Genomic DNA, 18870 nt, shown 5'->3' with positions numbered 1-18870 from the left:
CAAGATGTACAGCCCCATGATCCCCGCCCGTCGCGCCATGCTCGCGGCGCTCGCCTCCTTCGTCGCTACCGCCGGATGGGCGCAGGGCGGCGATGCGAAGTTCCCGCACAAACCCGTCACGCTGGTCGTGCCCTATGCCGCGGGCGGCGGCACCGACATCGTCGGCCGGCTCATGGCGCAGAAGCTGACCGAGCTCTGGGGCCAGTCGGTGGTGGTCGAGAACCGCACCGGCGCCAACGGCGTCATCGGGTCGAGCTACGTCGCCAAGGCCGCGCCTGACGGCCATACGCTGCTGCTGGTGGTCGGCTCGCATGCGATCAATCCGGTGTTGATGAAGAGCATGCCCTACGACACCGCGCACGCCTTCACGCCCGTGACCAACATCGCAAGCTCGCCGATGGTGTTGGTTGCAGCGACGAACGGACCGTACAAGACGCTGAACGATGTCGTGAAGGCGGCTCGTTCGGAGGAGCTGGCGGTCGGCTATTCCGAAGGCCAGACGCGCCTGACCGGCGAGCTCATCCGGCAGTCCGGCCATCTGAAGCTGAGCGGCGTTCCGTACAAGGGCGGTGCGCCGATCATGGTGGACATCATCGGCGGCCATCTGCCGCTGGGTGTCACCAGTGTGCTGACCGCGCTGCCGCACGTGCGCTCAGGCGCGCTGCGCGTGGTCGGCGTGGCGGCGGACCAGCGCATGGCGATCTTTCCCGACGCGATGACCTTCAAGGAAGCTGGCCTGAAGGAGGTCGAGTCGCTCAACTGGTACGGCATGTTCGGCCCGGCGAACATGCCGGCGGCCATCGTCACCCGCATCAACGAGGACCTGCGCAAGGTCGCCGCCGACCCGGCCGTGGTCAAGCAGATGGACGCACAGGGCGCGCAACTGGTGCTCACGCCGCCGGCCGAGTTCCGCAAGTTCCTCGCGGGCGAGACCGAGAAATGGTCGCTGGTGGCGCAGCGCGGCGGCATCCAGCCCGAGTAGCGCGCCACCCACACGAATTTCACAACGACAACGGAGACAAGAACCATGGCAACGAACTTCCAACGGACGCCCTTGCGATTCGTCGCGCAGGCGCTCTTCGCGCTCGCGGCGGCCGCGGGCGCCGTCGTGCCCGCATCGGCGGATGACTATCCGACCAGGCCGATCCGTCTGATCGTCCCCTTCGCGCCCGGCGGCGTGACCGACACGGGCGCGCGCGTGGTCGCCGACCGCCTCGGACAGCGGCTGGGGCAGCAGGTGGTGGTCGACAACCGGCCCGGCGCATCCGGCAACATCGGCACGCAAATGGCCGCGGTCGCGCCGCCTGACGGCTACACGCTGGTGCTGGGCTTCGACGGCACCCTGGTCATCAATCCGCATGTCTACGGCAAGGTGCCCTTCGATCCGGTGAAGGACTTCGCGCCGGTCAGCAAGATCGGCGATGCGGCGCTCATCATCGTCACGCATCCCTCGGTGCCCGCGAAGACCTTCGAGGAGCTGGTGGCCTATTCGAAGTCGAACCCCGCCGGCGTGTCGTATGGCAGCGCCGGCACCGGCAGCACGCCGCATCTCGCAGGCGAACTCCTCAAGGTGCGCACCGGCGCCAACTTCGTTCACGTGCCTTACAAAGGCGGCGGCCAGGCGATGGCGGATGTGGTGGGCGGGTCGCTGCCGATGCTCTATACCGCAGTGGCCGGCGCCTATCCCTTCGTGCAGAAGGGGCAGGTCAATGCCATCGCGGTGTCGAGCACGCAGCGGCTCGCGTCGCTGCCCAAGGTGCCGACTGTCGCGGAGTCTGGCGTTCCCGGTTTTGAATCCAGCTCATGGATCGGCATCCTCGCGCCGGCGAAGACGCCCCAGCCGATCGTCGACAGGCTGCAGCGCGAGATCCACGCGGTCGTCCACACGCCTGAGGTCAAGGAACGGCTGGCGGCGCTCGGCATCACCGCCTCGGGCAACACCTCCGCCGAGTTCGGGCAGCAGATCCAGTCCGACCTGAAGCGCTACGCCGAGATCGTGAAGACGGCGAACATCAAGGTGGACTGAACACGTTCAGGTGCCGTGCTCGTCGCCCTGCGGCATGCCTGACGCGAGTTCGTCCGCGAAGCCGGAGCGGACGATCACCTCCAGCGGCTGCGGCTGCAGCGATTCGATGCTCATCGCGCCGCCGCGCGCGAGCACCGTCTTGTGCAGCTGCCGCAGCGCGTCGAGCCCGGTGGCGTCGAGCGAGATCAGGTGCATCGCGTCGAGCACCACCGTCATGCCGCGCGGTGCGCGCTCGACCGCCTGGATCGTCTCGTCCAGCTTCGCCGCCGCGCCGAAGAACAGCGCACCGAAGAGCCTGAAGGTGAGGACCGGCGGCTCCAGCGAGACCATCTCGACGTTGAACAGCCCGCTCATGCGCCGGATGAAGAGTGCACAGGCCAGCACGATTCCCGCTTGCACTGCGACGGAGAGATCGAACACCACCGTGAGGAAGAAGGTGCCGAGCATCAGCAGCCGGTAGTGGCGGCTGAAGCGCCGCAGCATGTAGGGCGAGAACTCGCGCCATTCGCCCATGTTCCAGCCCACGGAGACCAGGATGCCGGCCAGCACCGCGAGCGGCACATGCTGCGCGAGCGGTGCCGCAACGAGCACGACGACCATCAAGGTGATCGCATGCACGATGCCCGCGATCGGCGACGTGGCGCCCGCCCGCACATTGGTCACGGTGCGCGCGATGGTGCCTGTCGCCGGCATGCCGCCGAAGAAGGGCGCGATGGTGTTCGCGATGCCCTGGGCCATCAGTTCCTGGTTCGGATCGTGGCGCGGCAACCCGCTCACCTGGTCCGAGACGCGCGCGCACAGGAGCGACTCGATCGCGCCCAGCGCCGCGATGGTGAGCGTCGGCGTCACGAGCTGCTTGACCGTCTCCCACGAGAAATCGGGCAGCTCGAACGCCGGAAGGCCCTGCGGGATGCCGCCGAACCGGGTGCCGATGGTCTCGACATGCAGGCCGAATCCCCACGACACCAGCGTCAGCGTGATGAGCGCGACGATCGGCCCCGGCACGCGCGAACTCACCTGCGCCGTGCGCGTGTTGGCGAAGCGGCCCAGCACGATGCGCACCGTCTGGCCGACGCGCATCTTCTCGGCCAGCAGATGCGGCCATGCGAACAGGCCCGCGAGGCAGGCCAGCCCGAGCCCGAAGGCGTAGGGGTTGAAGGTGTCGAGGTTCGTCGCCAGCGTGTGAAGCTGCGAGAACATGTCCGCAGGCATCTTCTCGATCGATAGGCCGAGCCAGTCCTTGATCTGCGAGATGAGGATCAGCGCCGCGATGCCGTTGGTGAAGCCGATCACGATCGACACCGGCACGTAGCGCACCAGCGTGCCGAGCCGGAACAGGCCCAGCAGGAACAGCAGCACGCCGGCGCAGGCGGTGGCGATCAGCAGGTTCGCCACGCCGTAGCGCTCGACGATGCCGTAGACGATCACGATGAAGGCGCCTGCCGGTCCGCCGATCTGCACCGAGGATCCGCCGAACGCGGAGATGAGGAAGCCCGCGATGATCGCGGTCCAGATGCCGGCCTCGGGCTTCAGCCCGGAGGCGATCGCGAAGGCCATCGCCAGTGGCAGGGCCACGATGCCCACCGTCGCGCCCGCGCCGACGTCCTTGAAAAAGCGCTCCCGGTTGTAGCCCGCGAGCGCGTCGAGGAGCCGGGGGCGAAACGGAGCGAGCTTCGGGCGCGGGGTCATGGGCGCTATTGTGGACGCGCCCCTGTGACGAGAACGCTAATTCGAGTCGCCGGGCAGTACCGCATCGGCGGCGGCGCCCACCGCCTTGCCGGCGATGCGCGCGGTGCCGATCGCGGCATCGGCCGCGAGGCCGACCGCGCCGGCACCTACGCTTACCGCGGTGCTCGTGACGGTGACCGCCGCGCTCGCGACGGCACATCCGCCCAGCAGGACGGAACACGCGAGCGCAACAAGCAGGCCGATTCGCCGCTTCATCACCTGACTCGCATGCCGGGGATCGCGCCGGGCCAGGGCTCGAGCACGTAGATGCCCGGGGTCGCCTTCTCGTCCGCGTGGCTCGCGGCGAGCACCATGCCTTCGGAGATGCCGAACTTCATCTTGCGCGGCGCGAGATTGGCGACCAGCACGGTGAGCTTGCCGACCAACTGCTCGGGCTGGTAGACCGAGGCGATGCCCGAGAAGACGTTGCGCGTCTTTCCTTCGCCCGCGTCAAGCGTCAGGTGCAGCAGCTTGGTCGATCCTTCGACCTTCTGGCAGGCGACGATCTTCGCGATGCGCAGGTCGATCTTGGCGAAGTCGTCGATCGTGATGGTCGGCGCGATGCCTTCGCCGCCGGGCAGCTCTGTCGCTGCGGGGGCTTCTGCAGACGGTTCGGGCGGCTCGAAGAGCTGGTCGAGTTGCTTGGCATCGACACGCTGCATCAGGTGCTTGTAGTCGTTGATCGCATGGCCCGCGCCGAGCAGCCGGCCGGCGTCGGCGGACAGCAGGGGCGCGCTTCCGAGGAAGGCCTCGACCTGTGCGGCGAGCGCCGGCAGCACCGGCTTGAGGTAGATCGTCAGCAGGCGGAACGCCTCGATGCAGGCCGTGCACACGTCGTGCAGGCGGGCTTCCTGGCCTTCCTTCTTGGCGAGTTCCCAGGGCTTGTTCTGGTCGACGTATTCGTTGACCTTGTCGGCCAGCCCCATGATCTCGCGCAGTGCACGTGCGTAGTCGCGCGTGTCGTAGAGCGTCTGCATCTGCGCCGAGGCGGCCTGCAGCGCCGACAGCAACGCCGCGCCGTCGTCCGACACCGCACCCAGCTTGCCGCCGAAGCGCTTGGCGATGAAGCCCGCCGCGCGGCTCGCGATGTTGATGTACTTGCCGATCAGGTCCGCGTTCACGCGCGCGATGAAGTCGTCGGGGTTGAAGTCGACGTCCTCTACCTTGGCGTTGAGCTTGGCCGCGATGTAGTAGCGCAGCCATTCGGGATTCATGCCAATCGAGAGGTACTTGAGCGGATCGATGCCGGTGCCTCGGCTCTTGCTCATCTTCTCGCCCGACACCGTGATGAAGCCATGCACATTGACCTGGTTCGGCGTCTTGCGGCCGCTGAACTGCAGCATCGCGGGCCAGAACAGGGTGTGGAAGTAGACGATGTCCTTGCCGATGAAGTGCACCTGCTCCACCGACGGGTCGGCCACGAAGTCGTCGAAGCTCTGCGCGGTGCGCGACGGCTCGTGCCAGTGGTTCGCCGCCTGGCCCTTGTCGAAGTGGTTCTTCAGGCTCGCGAGGTAGCCCACCGGCGCATCGAGCCACACATAGAAGTACTTGCCCGGCGCATCGGGGATCTCGATGCCGAAATAGGGCGCCTCGCGCGAGATGTCCCAATCGGCCATGCCGGCCTCGAACCACTCGCTGGCCTTGCGCGCCATCTCGGGCTGCAGCTTGCCGTCCTGCGTCCAGGTCTTGAGGAAGTCCACGACCTTCGGATCGGACAGCTTGAAGAAGAAGTGCTCGGAACTGCGCAGTTCGGGCGTCGCGCCGGTCAGCGTCGAATAGGGGCTGATGAGCTCCGTCGGCGAATAGACGCTGCTGCACACCTCGCAGGCATCGCCGTACTGGTCCTTGGCGTGGCACACCGGGCATTCGCCCTTGATGTAGCGGTCGGGCAGGAACATGCCCTTGACCGGGTCGTAGAACTGCTCGATGGTGCGCGTGGCGATCATCCCGCCGGCCTTGAGCTTCTTGTAGATGCCTTGCGCGAGTTCGGTGTTCTCGGCGCTGTCGGTCGAGTGCCAGTTGTCGAAGCGGATGTGGAAGCCGTCGAGGTATTCTTTGCGGCCCGCGGCGATCTCGCCGACGAATTCCTGCGGCGTCTTGCCGGCCTTTTCGGCCGCGATCATGATCGGCGCGCCGTGCGCGTCGTCGGCACCCACGAAGTGCACCATGTGCCCCTGCATGCGCTGGAAGCGCACCCAGATGTCGGCCTGGATGTATTCCATGATGTGGCCGACGTGGAACTTGCCGTTGGCGTAGGGCAGGGCGGTGGTGACGAAGATTTTGCGCTGGGACATATCGCGAGGGCGCTTTCGGGGGAGATCAGAAACAGGCTGGCCTGGCGTGCGGCGGCGGCCGCCGGGCCGGCGGAAGGACACGCATTTTAGGTTGCGGGGCTATAGTCGTCCCGCCAACCCCAGTTCCACCGTGATCACCGCCTACGAAATCACCCTTGCCCAGACGGCAGACGCCCGGGGGATCGCGGAGCTGTCGCGGGACGCGATCGAGCGGGGACTTTCATGGCGCTGGACCGAGCGCCGCGTCCTGCGCGCGATCCGCAGCGAGGAAACCAACGTGGTGGTCGCCCACCGCGATGGTGTGCTGCTCGGCTTCGGGATCATGCAGTACGGGGACGACGAGGCGCATATCGCGCTCTTCGCGGTGCGTACCGAGCGGCGCCGTTCGGGCGTGGGGTCCGCGCTACTGGCGTGGCTCGAAGCCACCGCGGCGGTCGCAGGCATGCGTGCGATACGGCTCGAGGCGCGGGCAGGCAATGCGGCGGCCAAGGCGTTCTACCGGCGGCACGGCTTCGCGGAATATGCGTCGAGCCCAGGCTACTACGAGGACGTGGAAGACGCGGTGCGGATGGTCAAGCGTCTGGGTGACGCGCCTTGAACTGTGCCGGTGCGCGGGAGGCATCGCTGCGCTTCCAGCCGAAGAACTGCCGTATCGCGTCGCGCTGTGCCATGGTGTCCGACCGACCGAGTGCGATCAGCTCGCGCGTGAAGGCTTTCTCGAACAGCAGGTAGCTGGCCAGCGCCGCGCCCTTGAGCTCTTCCGCCGCGCGCGGCATCGACGGTTCGCCGAGCAGGCTGCGCACCGCTGGAGGCAGCGCGTGGGCATGCCGCGCTGCGATGACGTCCACGCGCTGCGAAGGCGCGATCAGCAGCAGCTCGACATGCCGCAGCGCGGTGTGGTGGCGTTCTTCGAGCGGAATCAGCGACAGCGTGGCATTGATGCGGCGCAGGCGTTCGACGTCGGCGGTCAGCGAATCCAGGAAGATGCTCGACAGCGTGTGTCCCGCGATTTGCGCGAGAGACGGATAGCCGCTGAGCGCATTCGGAGCGAGTAGATCCTGCGGCTCCTGAATGCGGCCGGAGCCGATCGCGAGGATGCGTCGCGCGCCCAGGTGGATTGCCGCCGACAGTGGCGCCGACTGCCGCATCGAGCCATCGCCGAAGTACTCGACATGGCCGCCCATGTCGAGCGCCGTGGCGGGAAACACAAACGGAATCGCCGACGACGCGAGCAGATGGTCGTAGGTGATGCGCACCGGCACCGCCATCCGCTTCGAGCGCACCCAAGGCTGCTGCTGCGGGCCGGCCTGGTAGAAGGTCACGTGCTCGCCCGACCCGTAGCTCGACGCGGTCACCGCCAAGGCGTCGAGGTGCCGCTTGGCCATCAGCTCATCCAGCCGCTCCAGCGGCACCATCTGTTCGAGCCGTTGGCGCAGCGGGGCGTTGTCGAGCAGCGAGCGCAGTCCGCTGCGCCGCCACTTGGCGATGAGCCAGCCGGCAGAGAGCAATCGCGCCCAGGGCGCATCGCTGCGCACCACGCTCAGCGCATCGGCGCGGTAGACCTGCCCGGGGCCGAGCCCGGACCACGCCCGCCCGATCATGCGCACCGTGGACTCGAAGTCGTCGGCCCCGCACGCGAGCGCGGCCGCGTTGATCGCGCCCGCCGATGTGCCGGTGATGATCTGGAAAGGGTTGAAGCGCGAGCGCTCGCCCGCGCTGCGCCGCAGCCGGCCGATCGCCTGCAGCACGCCGACCTGGTAGGCGGCACGCGCACCGCCACCGGTCAGGACCAGACCGGTCGGCGAGGATTCGGAGCTTGGCGGATCGTTCGGGACGGAGGGCATGCGCTGGGCGCAAGCGTACCTCGTCCCGGCGGATCAGGACTCGATCTCCTCCGCGGGATCGTCCGCCAGCGCCTTTTCGACCACCTCGCGCGGCAGCGTTGGCGCAAAGGATTCGATGAAGGCATGCACATAGCCGCGCAGGTAGCTTCCGCGCCGCACCGCGAGCTTGGTCAGGTGGATGCCGAAGAGCTCGCCCGCATCGAGCGCCCGAAGCTGCGTGTCGCGCTCGGCCTCGTAGGCGATGCCGGCGACGATGCCCACGCCCATGCCCAGTTGCGCGTAGGTCTTGATGACATCGGCATCCATCGCGGTCAGCACGATGTTGGGCGCGAGACCACGCTCCTCGAACGCCTTGTCGATGCGCGTGCGGCCGGTGAAGCCGGTGTCGTAGGTGATCAGCGGATGCTTCGCGAGCGCCTCCAGCGTCAGCGGCGCGTTCAGCAGCGGATGCTCCGGCGGCACCACCACCGAGTGCGTCCAGCGATAGCAGGGCAGCGCGACGAGCTGCGGATAGTCGCCGAGTGCCTCGGTCGCGATGCCGACGTCGACCTCGCCGTCGAGCAGCATCTGTGCGATCTGCTTGGGCGAACCCTGGTGCAGGTGCAGTTTCACGTCGGGGAACTGCGCGCGGAATTCCTGCACCGCCACCGGCAGCGCGTAGCGCGCCTGCGAGTGCGTGGCGGCGACCGAGAGCAGCCCGGTCTGCCGCGCGACGAACTCCTGGCCCGCGAGCCGCAGGTTCGAGCTCTCCATCAGCATGCGCTCGATGATCGGCAGCACATGGCCGCCGGGCTCCGTGAGCCCGGTCAGGCGCTTGCCGGCGCGCACGAAGAGCTCGATGCCGAGTTCTTCCTCGAGTTCGCGGATCTGCCGGCTGACGCCGGGCTGGGAGGTGTGAAGCTGATGGGCGACTTCGGTCAGGTTGAAGCCGCAGCGCACGGCCTCGCGCACCGAGCGCAGTTGTTGGAAGTTCATAGCGGGCTTCATTGTCCGGAGAGGCGCGCCGATCGCGAACGAACGATTCGTTGGTTCCAAATGGGGAAATGATCTTTGGCCGCGATGGGCAATCGCCGTGCCGCCGCGCCGTCTGCCGCCGCCGCACTAGACTAGCTGCCATTCAGGAGTTACCCAGATGGCAGTTACACAAGAGGCGCTCGCAAGCGCACTCCAGGCGGTCCAGGACCCCAATACCGGCAAGGATTTCGTCAGCACCAAGGCGTTGAAGAACGTCCAGATCCAAGGCGGCGACGTCGCGTTCGACATCGAGCTGGGCTATCCGGCCAAGAGCCAGGTGCCCGAGATCCGCAAGGCGCTCGTGGCGGCTGCGAAAGCGGTGGCGGGCGTCGAGAACGTCTCCGTCAACGTGACGACCAAGGTCGTCAGCCACGCGGTGCAGCGCGGCGTGCAGCTGATGCCCAACGTGAAGAACATCATCGCGGTCGCATCGGGCAAGGGCGGCGTCGGCAAGAGCACCACCGCGGCCAACCTCGCGCTGGCGCTCGCGGCCGAGGGCGCCAAGGTGGGGTTGCTCGACGCCGACATCTACGGCCCGAGCCAGCCGATGATGCTGGGCATCGACCGCCGTCCCGAGAGCGAGGACGGCAAGACGATGGAGCCGCTGGAGAACCACGGCGTGCAGGTCATGTCGATCGGCTTCCTCGTCGACCAGGACGAAGCCATGATCTGGCGCGGCCCGATGGCAACGCAGGCGCTGGAGCAGCTCCTGCGACAGACCAACTGGAAGGACCTCGACTACCTCATCGTCGACATGCCGCCGGGCACCGGCGACATCCAGCTCACGCTGTCGCAGCGCGTGCCGATGACCGGCGCGGTGATCGTCACCACGCCGCAGGACATCGCGCTGCTCGACGCGAAGAAGGGCATCAAGATGTTCGAGAAGGTCGGCGTGCCGATCCTCGGCATCGTCGAGAACATGGCGGTGCACGTGTGCTCGAACTGCGGCCATGTCGAACACATCTTCGGCGCCGAGGGTGGCAAGAAGATGGCCGAGCAGTACAAGATGGACTACCTCGGTGCGCTGCCGCTGGACATCAACATCCGCCTGCAGGCCGACAGCGGCAAGCCGACGGTGGTGGCCGACCCGGATGGCGAAGTGGCGGGCATCTACAAGGCGGTGGCGCGCCGCGTCGCGGTGGGAATCGCCGAGAAGGCGAAGGATTTCTCCTCGAAGTTTCCGACCATCACCGTCAGCAAGAACACCTGACATGGCATCCGCTTCACCAAGGCGAACCAAATCCGGGAAATACCGCGGAACCGGCTTCGCCGGGCCGCCGGTGTTGCCCCCGGTAGGGGGTTGGCGAAGCGACACGAAGTGCGCGCAGCCTGGGGGCGAGCTCTGAACCTCCTTGCCTCGATGCGCTACCTCGTCGCGCTGGACGAGCATCGGCACTTCGGGCGCGCCGCGGAGGCCTGCCACATCACCCAGCCGGCGCTGTCGAATGCGCTGCGCGCGCTGGAGGCCGAATACGGCGTGGTGATCGTGCGGCGGGGGCGCACCTACGTGGGCCTCACGCACGAAGGCGAGCGCGTGCTGGCGACCGCGCAGCGCATGCTGCGCGAAAGCGAGGTGCTGCAGCAGGAGCTGCGCAGCGAGGAGGGCAAGCCGTGCGGGCACCTGCGCATGGCGGCGGTGCCCACGGCCATTCCGATGCTGGCGCGCTTCGCGGCGATGCTGCAGCAGCGGCATCCGGGCATCGTTCCCTCGGTGCTGACGATGAGTTCGCAGCAGCTGGAGACGGGCCTCGAGACGCTGTCGCTGGATCTGGCGCTGGGCTACACCGAGCGGATGCATCTTCGGGATGTGAAGCTCGATGCCTGGCCGCAGAGCATCGAGCATTACTTCCTGCTGCGCCGCGCCGAGCGGCCGTCGGCGGACATGCTGCGTATCGGCAAGCCGATCACCTGGGCCGAGGCGGCCGAGCTGCCGCTGTGCCTGCTCACGCCGGACATGCACAACCGCTCGATCATCGACCAGGCGTTCCGTGCCAGCGGAAAGACGGTCCCCCCCGCGATCGAGACCAACTCGGTGCTGACGCTGGTGCTCGGCGTGGTCGCGGGCAGTGTCTGCAGCGTGCTGCCGGGCGCGATGGTCGCGGCGGTGCGCAGTCACCGCGACTTGGAAGCCTTGCCTCTGATCGAGCCCGACGTGAAAACGCCCATCGGCTTCATGACGCAACAGGGCGTGCGGCCTTCGCGGGCGCTGGAAGCCGCGCTGGCGATGCTGCAGACGCCGCAATGGCGCGAGCAGGTCGAGCAGCACAGCGGGGCGCTCGGCGCCTGATTCCCCCCTGATCCCTGCGGGGCCGGCCGTGCCAGGCCGGTCTTGTAACGTTCATTTATTTTTTGAATCGTTATATGTGACGAATCTATTTGACGATTTGTAACATTGCCATCAACACTGCGCGGGCCCCGCAGAGGGCGCTCAAGACCACAACAGGAGACAGATCGATGACAGGTTCAATTGCAGGCGTCCTCGACGGGGGCAGCATCGGCGTGGCCGGGCCGGCACCCGGTTTTCTCGACAAGGAACGCATCATCGCGGGGGCGGGCTTCAACCGCTGGCTGGTCCCGCCGGCCGCGCTGGCGATCCACCTTTGCATCGGCATGGCCTACGGCTTCTCGGTGTTCTGGCTACCGCTGTCGAAGTCGCTGTCCACGGCCGGTACCGGCGCCCAGGCCTGCCCGAACGACATGAGTTTCTTCGCCGAGCTCTTCGCCACCGGCTGCGATTGGCGCATTGCCACGCTGGGCTGGATGTACACGCTGTTCTTCGTCTTCCTCGGCTGCGCTGCGGCCCTCTGGGGCGGCTGGCTCGAACGCGCGGGTCCGCGCAAGGCGGGCGTGGTCTCGGCCGTCTGCTGGTGCGGCGGCATGCTGATCTCCGCGCTGGGCATTCACCTGCACCAGTTCTGGCTGATGATCGTCGGCTCCGGCGTGATCGGCGGCATCGGGCTGGGCCTCGGCTACATCTCGCCGGTGAGCACGCTCATCAAGTGGTTCCCCGACCGTCGCGGCATGGCGACCGGCATGGCGATCATGGGCTTCGGCGGCGGGGCGATGATCGGCTCGCCGCTCGCGGTCGACCTGATGAAGTCCTTCTCCAGCCCGACCGATGTCGGCGTGATGCAGACCTTCGTCGTGATGGCGCTGGTCTATTTCGTCTTCATGGTCGGCGGCGCGTTCGGCTACCGCGTGCCGGCGACCGGCTGGAAGCCCGAGGGCTGGACCCCGCCGCCCGCGCAGACGAACAACGCGATGATCACCCAGCGCCATGTGCACGTGAAGAAGGTGTGGGGCATCCCGCAGTTCTGGCTCGTGTGGATGGTGCTCACCATGAACGTGAGCGCCGGCATCGGCGTGATCGGCATGGCCAGCCCGATGCTGCAGGAGGTCTTCGGCGGCAACCTGATCGGCGTCGCCAAGAACTTCGGCGAGCTCGACAAGACGCAGCTGGCGTCCATCGCGGCGGTGGCGGGCGGCTTCGCGGCGCTCCTGTCGCTGTTCAACATCGGCGGCCGCTTCTTCTGGGCGAGCCTGTCGGACAAGCTGGGCCGCAAGCTCACCTACACCGTGTTCTTCGTGCTCGGCGGGCTGCTGTACTGGAGCATCCCTTCGTCCGCGGGCGCGGGCAGCAAGCTGCTGTTTGTCGGCGCGTTCTGCATCATCCTCTCGATGTACGGCGGCGGCTTCGCGACGGTGCCGGCGTATCTGGCCGACCTGTTCGGCACGCAGATGGTGGGCGCTATCCACGGCCGCCTGCTGACCGCCTGGGCGACCGCGGGCATCCTCGGCCCGGTGGTGGTGAACTACATGCGCGAATACCAGCTCGGGCTTGGCATTCCGCGTGAGCAGGTCTACAACCAGACCATGTACATCCTGGTTGGCATGCTCGTGATCGGGCTCGTCTGCAACCTGCTGGTGCGCCCGGTGGCGGACAAGCACTTCATGAGCGATCAAGAGCTCGCCCACGAGAAGAAGCTCGCGCACGAAAAGGCCCTCGCGGCCGAAGTGGGCGCGGCTTCGTCCGGCGGCAGCGATGCGGTGAGCCCTGTCGTGCTGGCACTGGCCTGGCTGGCGGTCGGCATTCCGCTGGCGTGGGGCGTCTATCGCACACTGGTGGCTGCCGCAAAATTCTTCAATTGACGTGAGAGACAGGCGCCCGGCCGAACGCCGGGCGCTCCGCCGAGGCAAATGAACTACCCAGGCACCGAAGACAAGATCAGGGAGGTCGCCGTCGCAACGCCCGACCAGTTGCGCGAGCGCATCCGCCAAAAGAGCAAGCTCAAGGGCCGCCAGCCGGAAGAGGCCTCGCTCGCGCAGGTGCGCGAGCTGATCGGCCTGCCCTCCGGCGATGGCTATCCGCGCGACCTGCTGATCGAGTACCTGCACAAGATCAACGACGCGCACGGTTGCCTGCATGACCATCATCTGGTCGCGCTTGCACGGCTCATGAACATCCCGATGGCGGAGGTGTTCGAGGTCGCGAGCTTCTATCACCACTTCGAAGTCGTGCGCGGCAACGACGAGGCGCCGGGCCTGACGGTGCGCGTGTGCGAAAGCCTTTCATGCGAGATGGCTGGCGCGAAGCACCTCCTGGCGCGGCTGCCCGAGATTCTGGGGCAGGCGGGGCGTGGCGACGTGCGCGTGATTCCCGCGCCTTGCATCGGCCGCTGCGAGCAGGCGCCCGCGGTCGCGGTGCACCAGCGCCTTGTGCCTTGCGCGACGGCGGAGAAGGTGCTCGCCACGGTGCTTTCCGGCGAATCGTTGCAGGCCCCATCGCCCGCCAGACGATCCGTTGCGCGCTTCGAGCCCTCCGAGCTGGCGCAGCAAAGCGTCTCGCCGCCGCCGGATGCGGTCAAGGTCCTGCCCGCGTACACCGATTACGCGACCTATCGGGCGCACGGCGGCTACCAGCTGGCCGCCGCCCTGGTCGGCAACGAGAAGGAAGCCGAGACCGTGATCCGCGCCATGGAAAACTCGGGCCTGCGCGGTTTGGGCGGCGCGGGCTTCCCGACCGGACGCAAGTGGCGCATCGTGCGCGACCAGCCGGCACCCAAGCTCATGGCGGTCAACATCGACGAGGGCGAACCCGGCACCTTCAAGGATCGCACCTACCTCGAACGCGATCCGCACCGATTTCTCGAAGGCGTTCTGATCGCCGCGCGCATCGTCGGCATCGATGCGTGCTACCTCTACCTCCGGGATGAATACCACGACTGCCGCGAGCTCCTGCAAGCCGAACTCGCCGCGCTGCAGGCCGATCCGCCGTGCCCGCTGCCGCGTATCGAGCTGCGGCGCGGCGCGGGCGCCTACATCTGCGGCGAAGAGTCCGCGATGATCGAAAGCATCGAGGGCAAGCGCGGCGAGCCGCGCATGCGGCCGCCCTACATCGCGCAGGTGGGCCTGTTCGGCAGGCCGACGCTGGAGCACAACTTCGAGACGCTCTACTGGGTGCGCGACATCGTGCAGAAGGGGCCGCAGTGGTTTAGCGCCTTCGGCCGCCACGGGCGCAAGGGGCTGCGCAGCTTCAGCGTGAGCGGCCGCGTGAAGTCGCCGGGCGTGAAGCTCGCGCCGGCGGGCATCACGGTGCAGGAGCTGATCGACGAGTACTGCGGCGGCATGCAGGACGGCCACACGCTGTATGCGTACCTTCCGGGCGGCGCATCGGGTGGCATCCTGCCGGCGCGCATGAATGACATCCCGCTCGACTTCGACACGCTGCAGCCGCACGGCTGCTTCATCGGCTCCGCCGCGGTGATGGTGCTGAGCCAGCATGACCGTGCACGCGACGCCGCACTCAATGTGATGCGCTTCTTCGAGCACGAAAGCTGCGGCCAGTGCACGCCATGCCGCGTCGGCACCGCGAAGGCGGCGGCGCTGATGGAAGCGCCCGTATGGGACAACGCCACGCTCGAGGATCTCGCGCAGGTCATGGGCGATGCATCCATCTGCGGATTGGGGCAGGCTGCGCCCAACCCCATTCGCTGCATCCAGAAGTATTTCCCGCAGGAGATCGCATGAACGCCCCTGCCAAGATGACCGAGCTGATGCCGCAGGCCATCGAGTTCCAGCTCGACGGCAAGACCGTCGAAGGCTTCGAGGGCGAGACCATCCTGACGGCCGCGAAGCGTCATGGCGTCGACATTCCGCACCTGTGCTTCAAGGAAGGCCTGCGGCCCGACGGCAACTGCCGCGCCTGCGTGGTCGAGGTCAAGGGTGAACGCACCCTCGCGCCGAGCTGCTGCCGCACCGTCGCGGCCGGCATGGAAGTGCAGGCCACCAGCGAGCGCGCGGTCAAGAGCCAGAAGATGGTCGTCGAGATGCTGCTCTCGGACATGCCGGACGCCGGCTACAAGTGGATCGGAGGCGACGCCACGCGGCAGCACGGCGAGCTCAGCGAATGGGCGGCGAAGCTCGACATCGCGGTGCGGCCGGAACTCAAGGCCTTGCGCCGCGAGCAGCCGGCGGCCGATGTGTCGCATCCGGCGATGGCGGTCAACCTCGACGCCTGCATCCAGTGCAACCGCTGCGTGCGCGCCTGCCGCGAGGAGCAGGTCAACGACGTGATCGGCTACGCGCTGCGCGGGCAGGACTCGAAGATCGTCTTCGACCTCGACGACCCGATGGGCGAGAGCACCTGTGTGGCCTGCGGCGAATGCGTGCAGGCCTGCCCGACCGGCGCGCTGATGCCCAAGAGCCACATCGGTTCGCAGCAGGTGGACCGCAAGGTCGATTCGGTGTGCCCGTTCTGCGGCGTGGGCTGCCTGATCACCTACAACGTGAAGGACGAGAAGATCGTCAGCGTCGATGGCCGCGACGGTCCGGCCAACCACAGCCGGCTGTGCGTCAAGGGCCGCTTCGGCTTCGACTACGCGCACCATCCGCAGCGCCTCACGAAACCGCTGATCCGCAAGCCCGGCGTGCCCAAGATCTCCGACGATGTACCGCGCCCCGGCGACTGGAGCGAGGCTTTCCGGGAGGCGAGCTGGGACGAAGCGCTGGCGCTCGCCGCCGGCAAGCTCAAGGATCTGCGCGACACGCACGGCCGCAAGGCGCTGGCGGGCTTCGGTTCGGCCAAGGGCAGCAACGAAGAGGCCTACCTGTTTCAGAAACTGGTGCGCACGGGGTTCGGCAGCAACAACGTCGACCACTGCACGCGGCTGTGTCATGCATCGAGCGTGGCGGCCTTGCTCGAAGGCGTGGGCTCCGGCGCGGTGAGCAACCAGGTCAACGATGTGGAGCACGCGGACCTGATCTTCGTGATCGGCTCCAACCCGACCGCGAACCATCCGGTGGCGGCCACGTGGATGAAGAACGCGGCCCGGCGCGGCACGAAGATCGTGCTCGCGGACCCGCGCCGCACCGACATCAGCAAGCATGCCTGGCGCACGCTGCAGTTCAAGGCCGACACCGACGTCGCGATGCTCAACGCGCTCATTCATGCGGTGATCGACCAGGGGCTGGTCGACGAGGCTTTCATCCGCGACCGCGCCAGCAACTTCGAGGCGCTGCGCGAGAACGTGAAGGGCTACAGCCCCGAGGCGATGGCGCCGATCTGCGGCATCCCGGCCGAAACGCTGCGCGAGGTCGCGCGCGCCTTCGCGACCGCCAAGGGGGCGATGATCCTCTGGGGCATGGGCGTGAGCCAGCATGTGCACGGCACCGACAACGCGCGCTGCCTGATCGCGCTGGCCACGGTCACCGGCCAGATCGGCAAGCCCGGTTCGGGCCTGCATCCGCTGCGCGGCCAGAACAACGTGCAGGGCGCGAGCGATGCGGGGCTGATCCCGATGATGTTTCCCAACTACCAGCGCGTCGACAACGCGGGCGCGCATGCGTGGTTCGAGAACTTCTGGGGCATGCCGCTGGACGACAAGCCGGGCTACACCGTGGTCGAGATCATGCACAAGGCGCTGGCGGCCGACGACGACCCGCACAAGGTGCGCGGCATGTACATCATGGGCGAGAACCCGGCCATGAGCGATCCGGACCTGAACCACGCGCGTCATGCGCTGGCGAGCCTGGAGCACCTGGTGGTGCAGGACATCTTCATGACCGAGACCGCGTGGCTCGCCGACGTGGTGCTGCCCGCGAGCGCGTGGCCCGAGAAGACCGGCACCGTGAGCAATACCGACCGGATGGTGCAGCTCGGCAAGCGGGCGCTGGATCCGCCCGGCGATGCGAAGCCCGATCTCTGGATCATCCAGCAAATCGCTGCGCGGATGGGCCTGGCGTGGAACTACGCTGGCCCCGAATCCGGCGTCGCGGCGGTCTACGAGGAAATGCGGCAGGCCATGCATGCGGCGATCAGCGGCATCAGCTGGGAGCGCCTGCAGCGCGAATCGAGCGTGACCTATCCGTGCCTGAGCGAGGACGATCCGGGCCAGCCGATCGTCTTCGTCGAGACGTTCCCCACCGCCGACGGCCGTGTGAGGCTGGTGCCGGCCGACATCATCCCGGCCGCCGAGCGGCCCGATGCCGACTACCCGTACGTGCTCATCACCGGCCGGCAGCTCGAGCATTGGCACACCGGCAGCATGACGCGCCGCGCCACGGTGCTCGATGCGCTGGAGCCGATGGCGACCGCGTCGATGAACCAGGCCGACCTCGAGGCGATGGGCCTCGCGCCGGGCGACGTGATCACCCTGCGCTCGCGGCGCGGCGAAGTCGCTATCCATGTCCGCCGCGACGACGGCACGCCGCACGGTGCGGTGTTCGTGCCCTTCGCCTACTACGAGGCGGCGGCGAATCTCATGACCAACGCGGCGCTCGACCCCTTCGGCAAGATCCCGGAGTTCAAGTACTGCGCGGTGAAGATCGAGCGCGGCGGGGTGCCGATGGCGGCGGCGGGTTACGGAACTGGCGCGACCGGGGACAATCCACCCCAGCCATGGACAGCCTCGACCTGATCAGAACCTTTCGCGAAGTTGCCTCCCACGGCAGTTTTTCCCGCGCCGCCAGCAAGCTCGACGTCTCCAAGGCGACCGTCAGCAAGTACATCGCCGAGCTCGAATCGCGGCTCGGCGTGCGCCTGCTCAACCGCTCCACGCGCGCGGTCAGCCTCACCGATGCCGGCTCGCTGCTGCTCGAGCGCAGCAAGCCGATGATGGAGATGTTCGAGGACACCCAGGCCGAAGTGCAGGAGCACGCCAGCCGGCCGACCGGCCGCCTGCGCATCTCGGCGCCGCTCGGTGCGGGGCAGGGCGACCTGCCGAAGATGATCGGCGAGTTCATGGGCCACTACCCCGACGTCAGCATCACCCTGCATCTGAGCAATCGCAGCATCGACATGGCGGAGGAGGGCATCGACCTGGCCTTCCACTTCGGCCCGATCGAGGACGAGAACCTCATCGTGCGCAAGCTGGCCCGGCGGAGCCTGGTGGTGTGCGCTTCGCCGGTGTACTGGAGAAAGCACGGCAAGCCGACGCATCCGAGCGAGCTGGCCAACCACGACGCGCTCACGCATTCGCGCCTGGGCCTGCATCCGCAATGGCGCTTCGAGGTCGACGGCAAGCCCTTCGACGTCCAGATGAGAACGCGCATGGACTCGAACGAATCCGCGCCGCTGATCCAGATCGCGATGCAGGGTTTCGGCGTGATCTACATGCCCGAGATGCTGGTGCAGCCGCATGTCGACCATGGTGAGCTGGTGCCGGTGCTGGAGCCCTACACGCGCAACGACATGTGGCTGTCGGCCGCCTATCTGCAACGGCGCCACAACAGCGCGGCGCTGCGCGCGCTGCTCGACTTTCTCGAAATGAGCTTCAAGCGGCAGGGCAAGGTCGCTCGCTGACCGGCAACGAGGCTGGACGCCTCGGGGCACCATGCGCGGGCGACGGGCGTATTGATCCGCCGGTTCGTGAAGGAATGCCTTTGACTGACCCGCGTGGCCCGAAATGCGCGGGATTAAGCCTTCTGTTTCTGTCTTTCGGTTTGGACTTGCCGGCCTAAGCTCCGA

The 18870-nt window shown here is 67.4% G+C and carries 14 protein-coding genes; 9 read left to right on the top strand and 5 right to left on the bottom strand.

What is annotated here, in order from left to right:
* Positions 1-4 precede the first annotated feature (4 nt).
* Positions 5-982 (top strand): tripartite tricarboxylate transporter substrate binding protein, encoded by a 978-nt coding sequence (locus BLW05_RS14960; protein WP_256330319.1) that lies wholly within the window; start codon positions 5-7, stop codon positions 980-982.
* Positions 983-1027: 45 nt separating this feature from the next.
* Positions 1028-2026, top strand: a complete 999-nt coding sequence (locus BLW05_RS14955; protein ID WP_093163683.1) for a Bug family tripartite tricarboxylate transporter substrate binding protein — start codon at positions 1028-1030, stop codon at positions 2024-2026.
* Between the two features lie 6 nt (positions 2027-2032).
* Here the strand turns inward: BLW05_RS14955 and BLW05_RS14950 are convergent, their stop codons facing one another.
* Genes BLW05_RS14950 through metG form a run of 3 tightly spaced genes read right to left on the bottom strand, consistent with a single transcriptional unit; the run spans position 2033 to position 6048 of the window.
* Entirely contained in the window at positions 2033-3715 is a 1683-nt protein-coding gene (locus BLW05_RS14950; RefSeq protein WP_093163681.1) for a SulP family inorganic anion transporter, read from the bottom strand.
* A gap of 36 nt (positions 3716-3751) precedes the next feature.
* A complete protein-coding gene (locus tag BLW05_RS14945) occupies positions 3752-3970 on the bottom strand; it encodes a hypothetical protein (RefSeq protein ID WP_093163680.1) in 219 nt (72 codons plus the stop codon).
* Complete coding sequence (gene metG / locus BLW05_RS14940) at positions 3970-6048, bottom strand: methionine--tRNA ligase (RefSeq protein WP_093163678.1); 2079 nt, start codon at positions 6046-6048, stop codon at positions 3970-3972. Before metG ends, BLW05_RS14945 begins: the two co-directional genes overlap by 1 nt.
* A 130-nt stretch (positions 6049-6178) precedes the next feature.
* Here metG and BLW05_RS14935 point away from each other — a divergent pair, with 130 nt between their 5' ends.
* Entirely contained in the window at positions 6179-6646 is a 468-nt protein-coding gene (locus tag BLW05_RS14935; RefSeq protein ID WP_177142666.1) for a GNAT family N-acetyltransferase, read from the top strand.
* Here the strand turns inward: BLW05_RS14935 and BLW05_RS14930 are convergent.
* Positions 6621-7892 carry a patatin-like phospholipase family protein gene (locus BLW05_RS14930; protein WP_093163675.1) on the bottom strand — a complete coding sequence of 424 codons (1272 nt, stop codon included), beginning with the start codon at positions 7890-7892 and terminating at the stop codon, positions 6621-6623. The genes BLW05_RS14935 and BLW05_RS14930 overlap by 26 nt on opposite strands.
* A 33-nt stretch (positions 7893-7925) precedes the next feature.
* The gene (locus tag BLW05_RS14925; protein WP_093163673.1) at positions 7926-8867 is read right to left on the bottom strand and encodes a CysB family HTH-type transcriptional regulator; all 942 of its coding nucleotides are present in this window, start codon (positions 8865-8867) and stop codon (positions 7926-7928) included.
* Positions 8868-9024: 157 nt separating this feature from the next.
* Between BLW05_RS14925 and apbC the strand changes: the two genes are divergently transcribed.
* The 6 genes from apbC (at position 9025) to BLW05_RS14895 (ending at position 18705) form a co-directional block, all read left to right on the top strand.
* Positions 9025-10116 (top strand): iron-sulfur cluster carrier protein ApbC, encoded by a 1092-nt coding sequence (gene apbC / locus BLW05_RS14920; RefSeq protein ID WP_093163672.1) that lies wholly within the window; start codon positions 9025-9027, stop codon positions 10114-10116.
* 132 nt (positions 10117-10248) lie between these two features.
* A complete protein-coding gene (locus BLW05_RS14915; RefSeq protein ID WP_093164066.1) occupies positions 10249-11193 on the top strand; it encodes a LysR substrate-binding domain-containing protein in 945 nt (314 codons plus the stop codon).
* A gap of 167 nt (positions 11194-11360) precedes the next feature.
* Entirely contained in the window at positions 11361-13055 is a 1695-nt protein-coding gene (locus BLW05_RS14910) for an OFA family MFS transporter (protein WP_093163670.1), read from the top strand.
* 48 nt (positions 13056-13103) lie between these two features.
* Positions 13104-14933 carry an NADH-ubiquinone oxidoreductase-F iron-sulfur binding region domain-containing protein gene (locus tag BLW05_RS14905; protein ID WP_093163668.1) on the top strand — a complete coding sequence of 610 codons (1830 nt, stop codon included), beginning with the start codon at positions 13104-13106 and terminating at the stop codon, positions 14931-14933.
* Complete coding sequence (gene fdhF, locus BLW05_RS14900) at positions 14930-17821, top strand: formate dehydrogenase subunit alpha (protein ID WP_093163666.1); 2892 nt, start codon at positions 14930-14932, stop codon at positions 17819-17821. Before BLW05_RS14905 ends, fdhF begins: the two co-directional genes overlap by 4 nt.
* The gene (locus BLW05_RS14895; RefSeq protein WP_093163664.1) at positions 17803-18705 is read left to right on the top strand and encodes a LysR family transcriptional regulator; all 903 of its coding nucleotides are present in this window, start codon (positions 17803-17805) and stop codon (positions 18703-18705) included. The genes fdhF and BLW05_RS14895 overlap by 19 nt, the downstream gene beginning before the upstream one ends.
* Positions 18706-18870 lie beyond the last annotated feature (165 nt).

It is taken from the genome of Variovorax sp. YR216 (genome assembly GCF_900107745.1).
GTDB lineage: Bacteria > Pseudomonadota > Gammaproteobacteria > Burkholderiales > Burkholderiaceae_C > Variovorax.
The sequence above is the reverse complement of the archived record's forward strand: the minus strand, read 5'-3'. Positions and strand labels throughout refer to the sequence as shown.

Bases quoted from the DNA above. Each gene is read 5' to 3' on its own strand.
- BLW05_RS14960 (WP_256330319.1), top strand. From the start codon at position 5: ATGTACAGCCCCATGATCCCCGCCCGTCGCGCCATGCTCGCGGCGCTC.
- BLW05_RS14955 (WP_093163683.1), top strand. From the start codon at position 1,028: ATGGCAACGAACTTCCAACGGACGCCCTTGCGATTCGTCGCGCAGGCG.
- BLW05_RS14950 (WP_093163681.1), bottom strand. From the start codon at position 3,715: ATGACCCCGCGCCCGAAGCTCGCTCCGTTTCGCCCCCGGCTCCTCGAC.
- BLW05_RS14945 (WP_093163680.1), bottom strand. From the start codon at position 3,970: ATGAAGCGGCGAATCGGCCTGCTTGTTGCGCTCGCGTGTTCCGTCCTG.
- metG (WP_093163678.1), bottom strand. From the start codon at position 6,048: ATGTCCCAGCGCAAAATCTTCGTCACCACCGCCCTGCCCTACGCCAAC.
- BLW05_RS14930 (WP_093163675.1), bottom strand. From the start codon at position 7,892: ATGCCCTCCGTCCCGAACGATCCGCCAAGCTCCGAATCCTCGCCGACC.
- BLW05_RS14925 (WP_093163673.1), bottom strand. From the start codon at position 8,867: ATGAACTTCCAACAACTGCGCTCGGTGCGCGAGGCCGTGCGCTGCGGC.
- apbC (WP_093163672.1), top strand. From the start codon at position 9,025: ATGGCAGTTACACAAGAGGCGCTCGCAAGCGCACTCCAGGCGGTCCAG.
- BLW05_RS14910 (WP_093163670.1), top strand. From the start codon at position 11,361: ATGACAGGTTCAATTGCAGGCGTCCTCGACGGGGGCAGCATCGGCGTG.
- BLW05_RS14905 (WP_093163668.1), top strand. From the start codon at position 13,104: ATGAACTACCCAGGCACCGAAGACAAGATCAGGGAGGTCGCCGTCGCA.
- fdhF (WP_093163666.1), top strand. From the start codon at position 14,930: ATGAACGCCCCTGCCAAGATGACCGAGCTGATGCCGCAGGCCATCGAG.
- BLW05_RS14895 (WP_093163664.1), top strand. From the start codon at position 17,803: ATGGACAGCCTCGACCTGATCAGAACCTTTCGCGAAGTTGCCTCCCAC.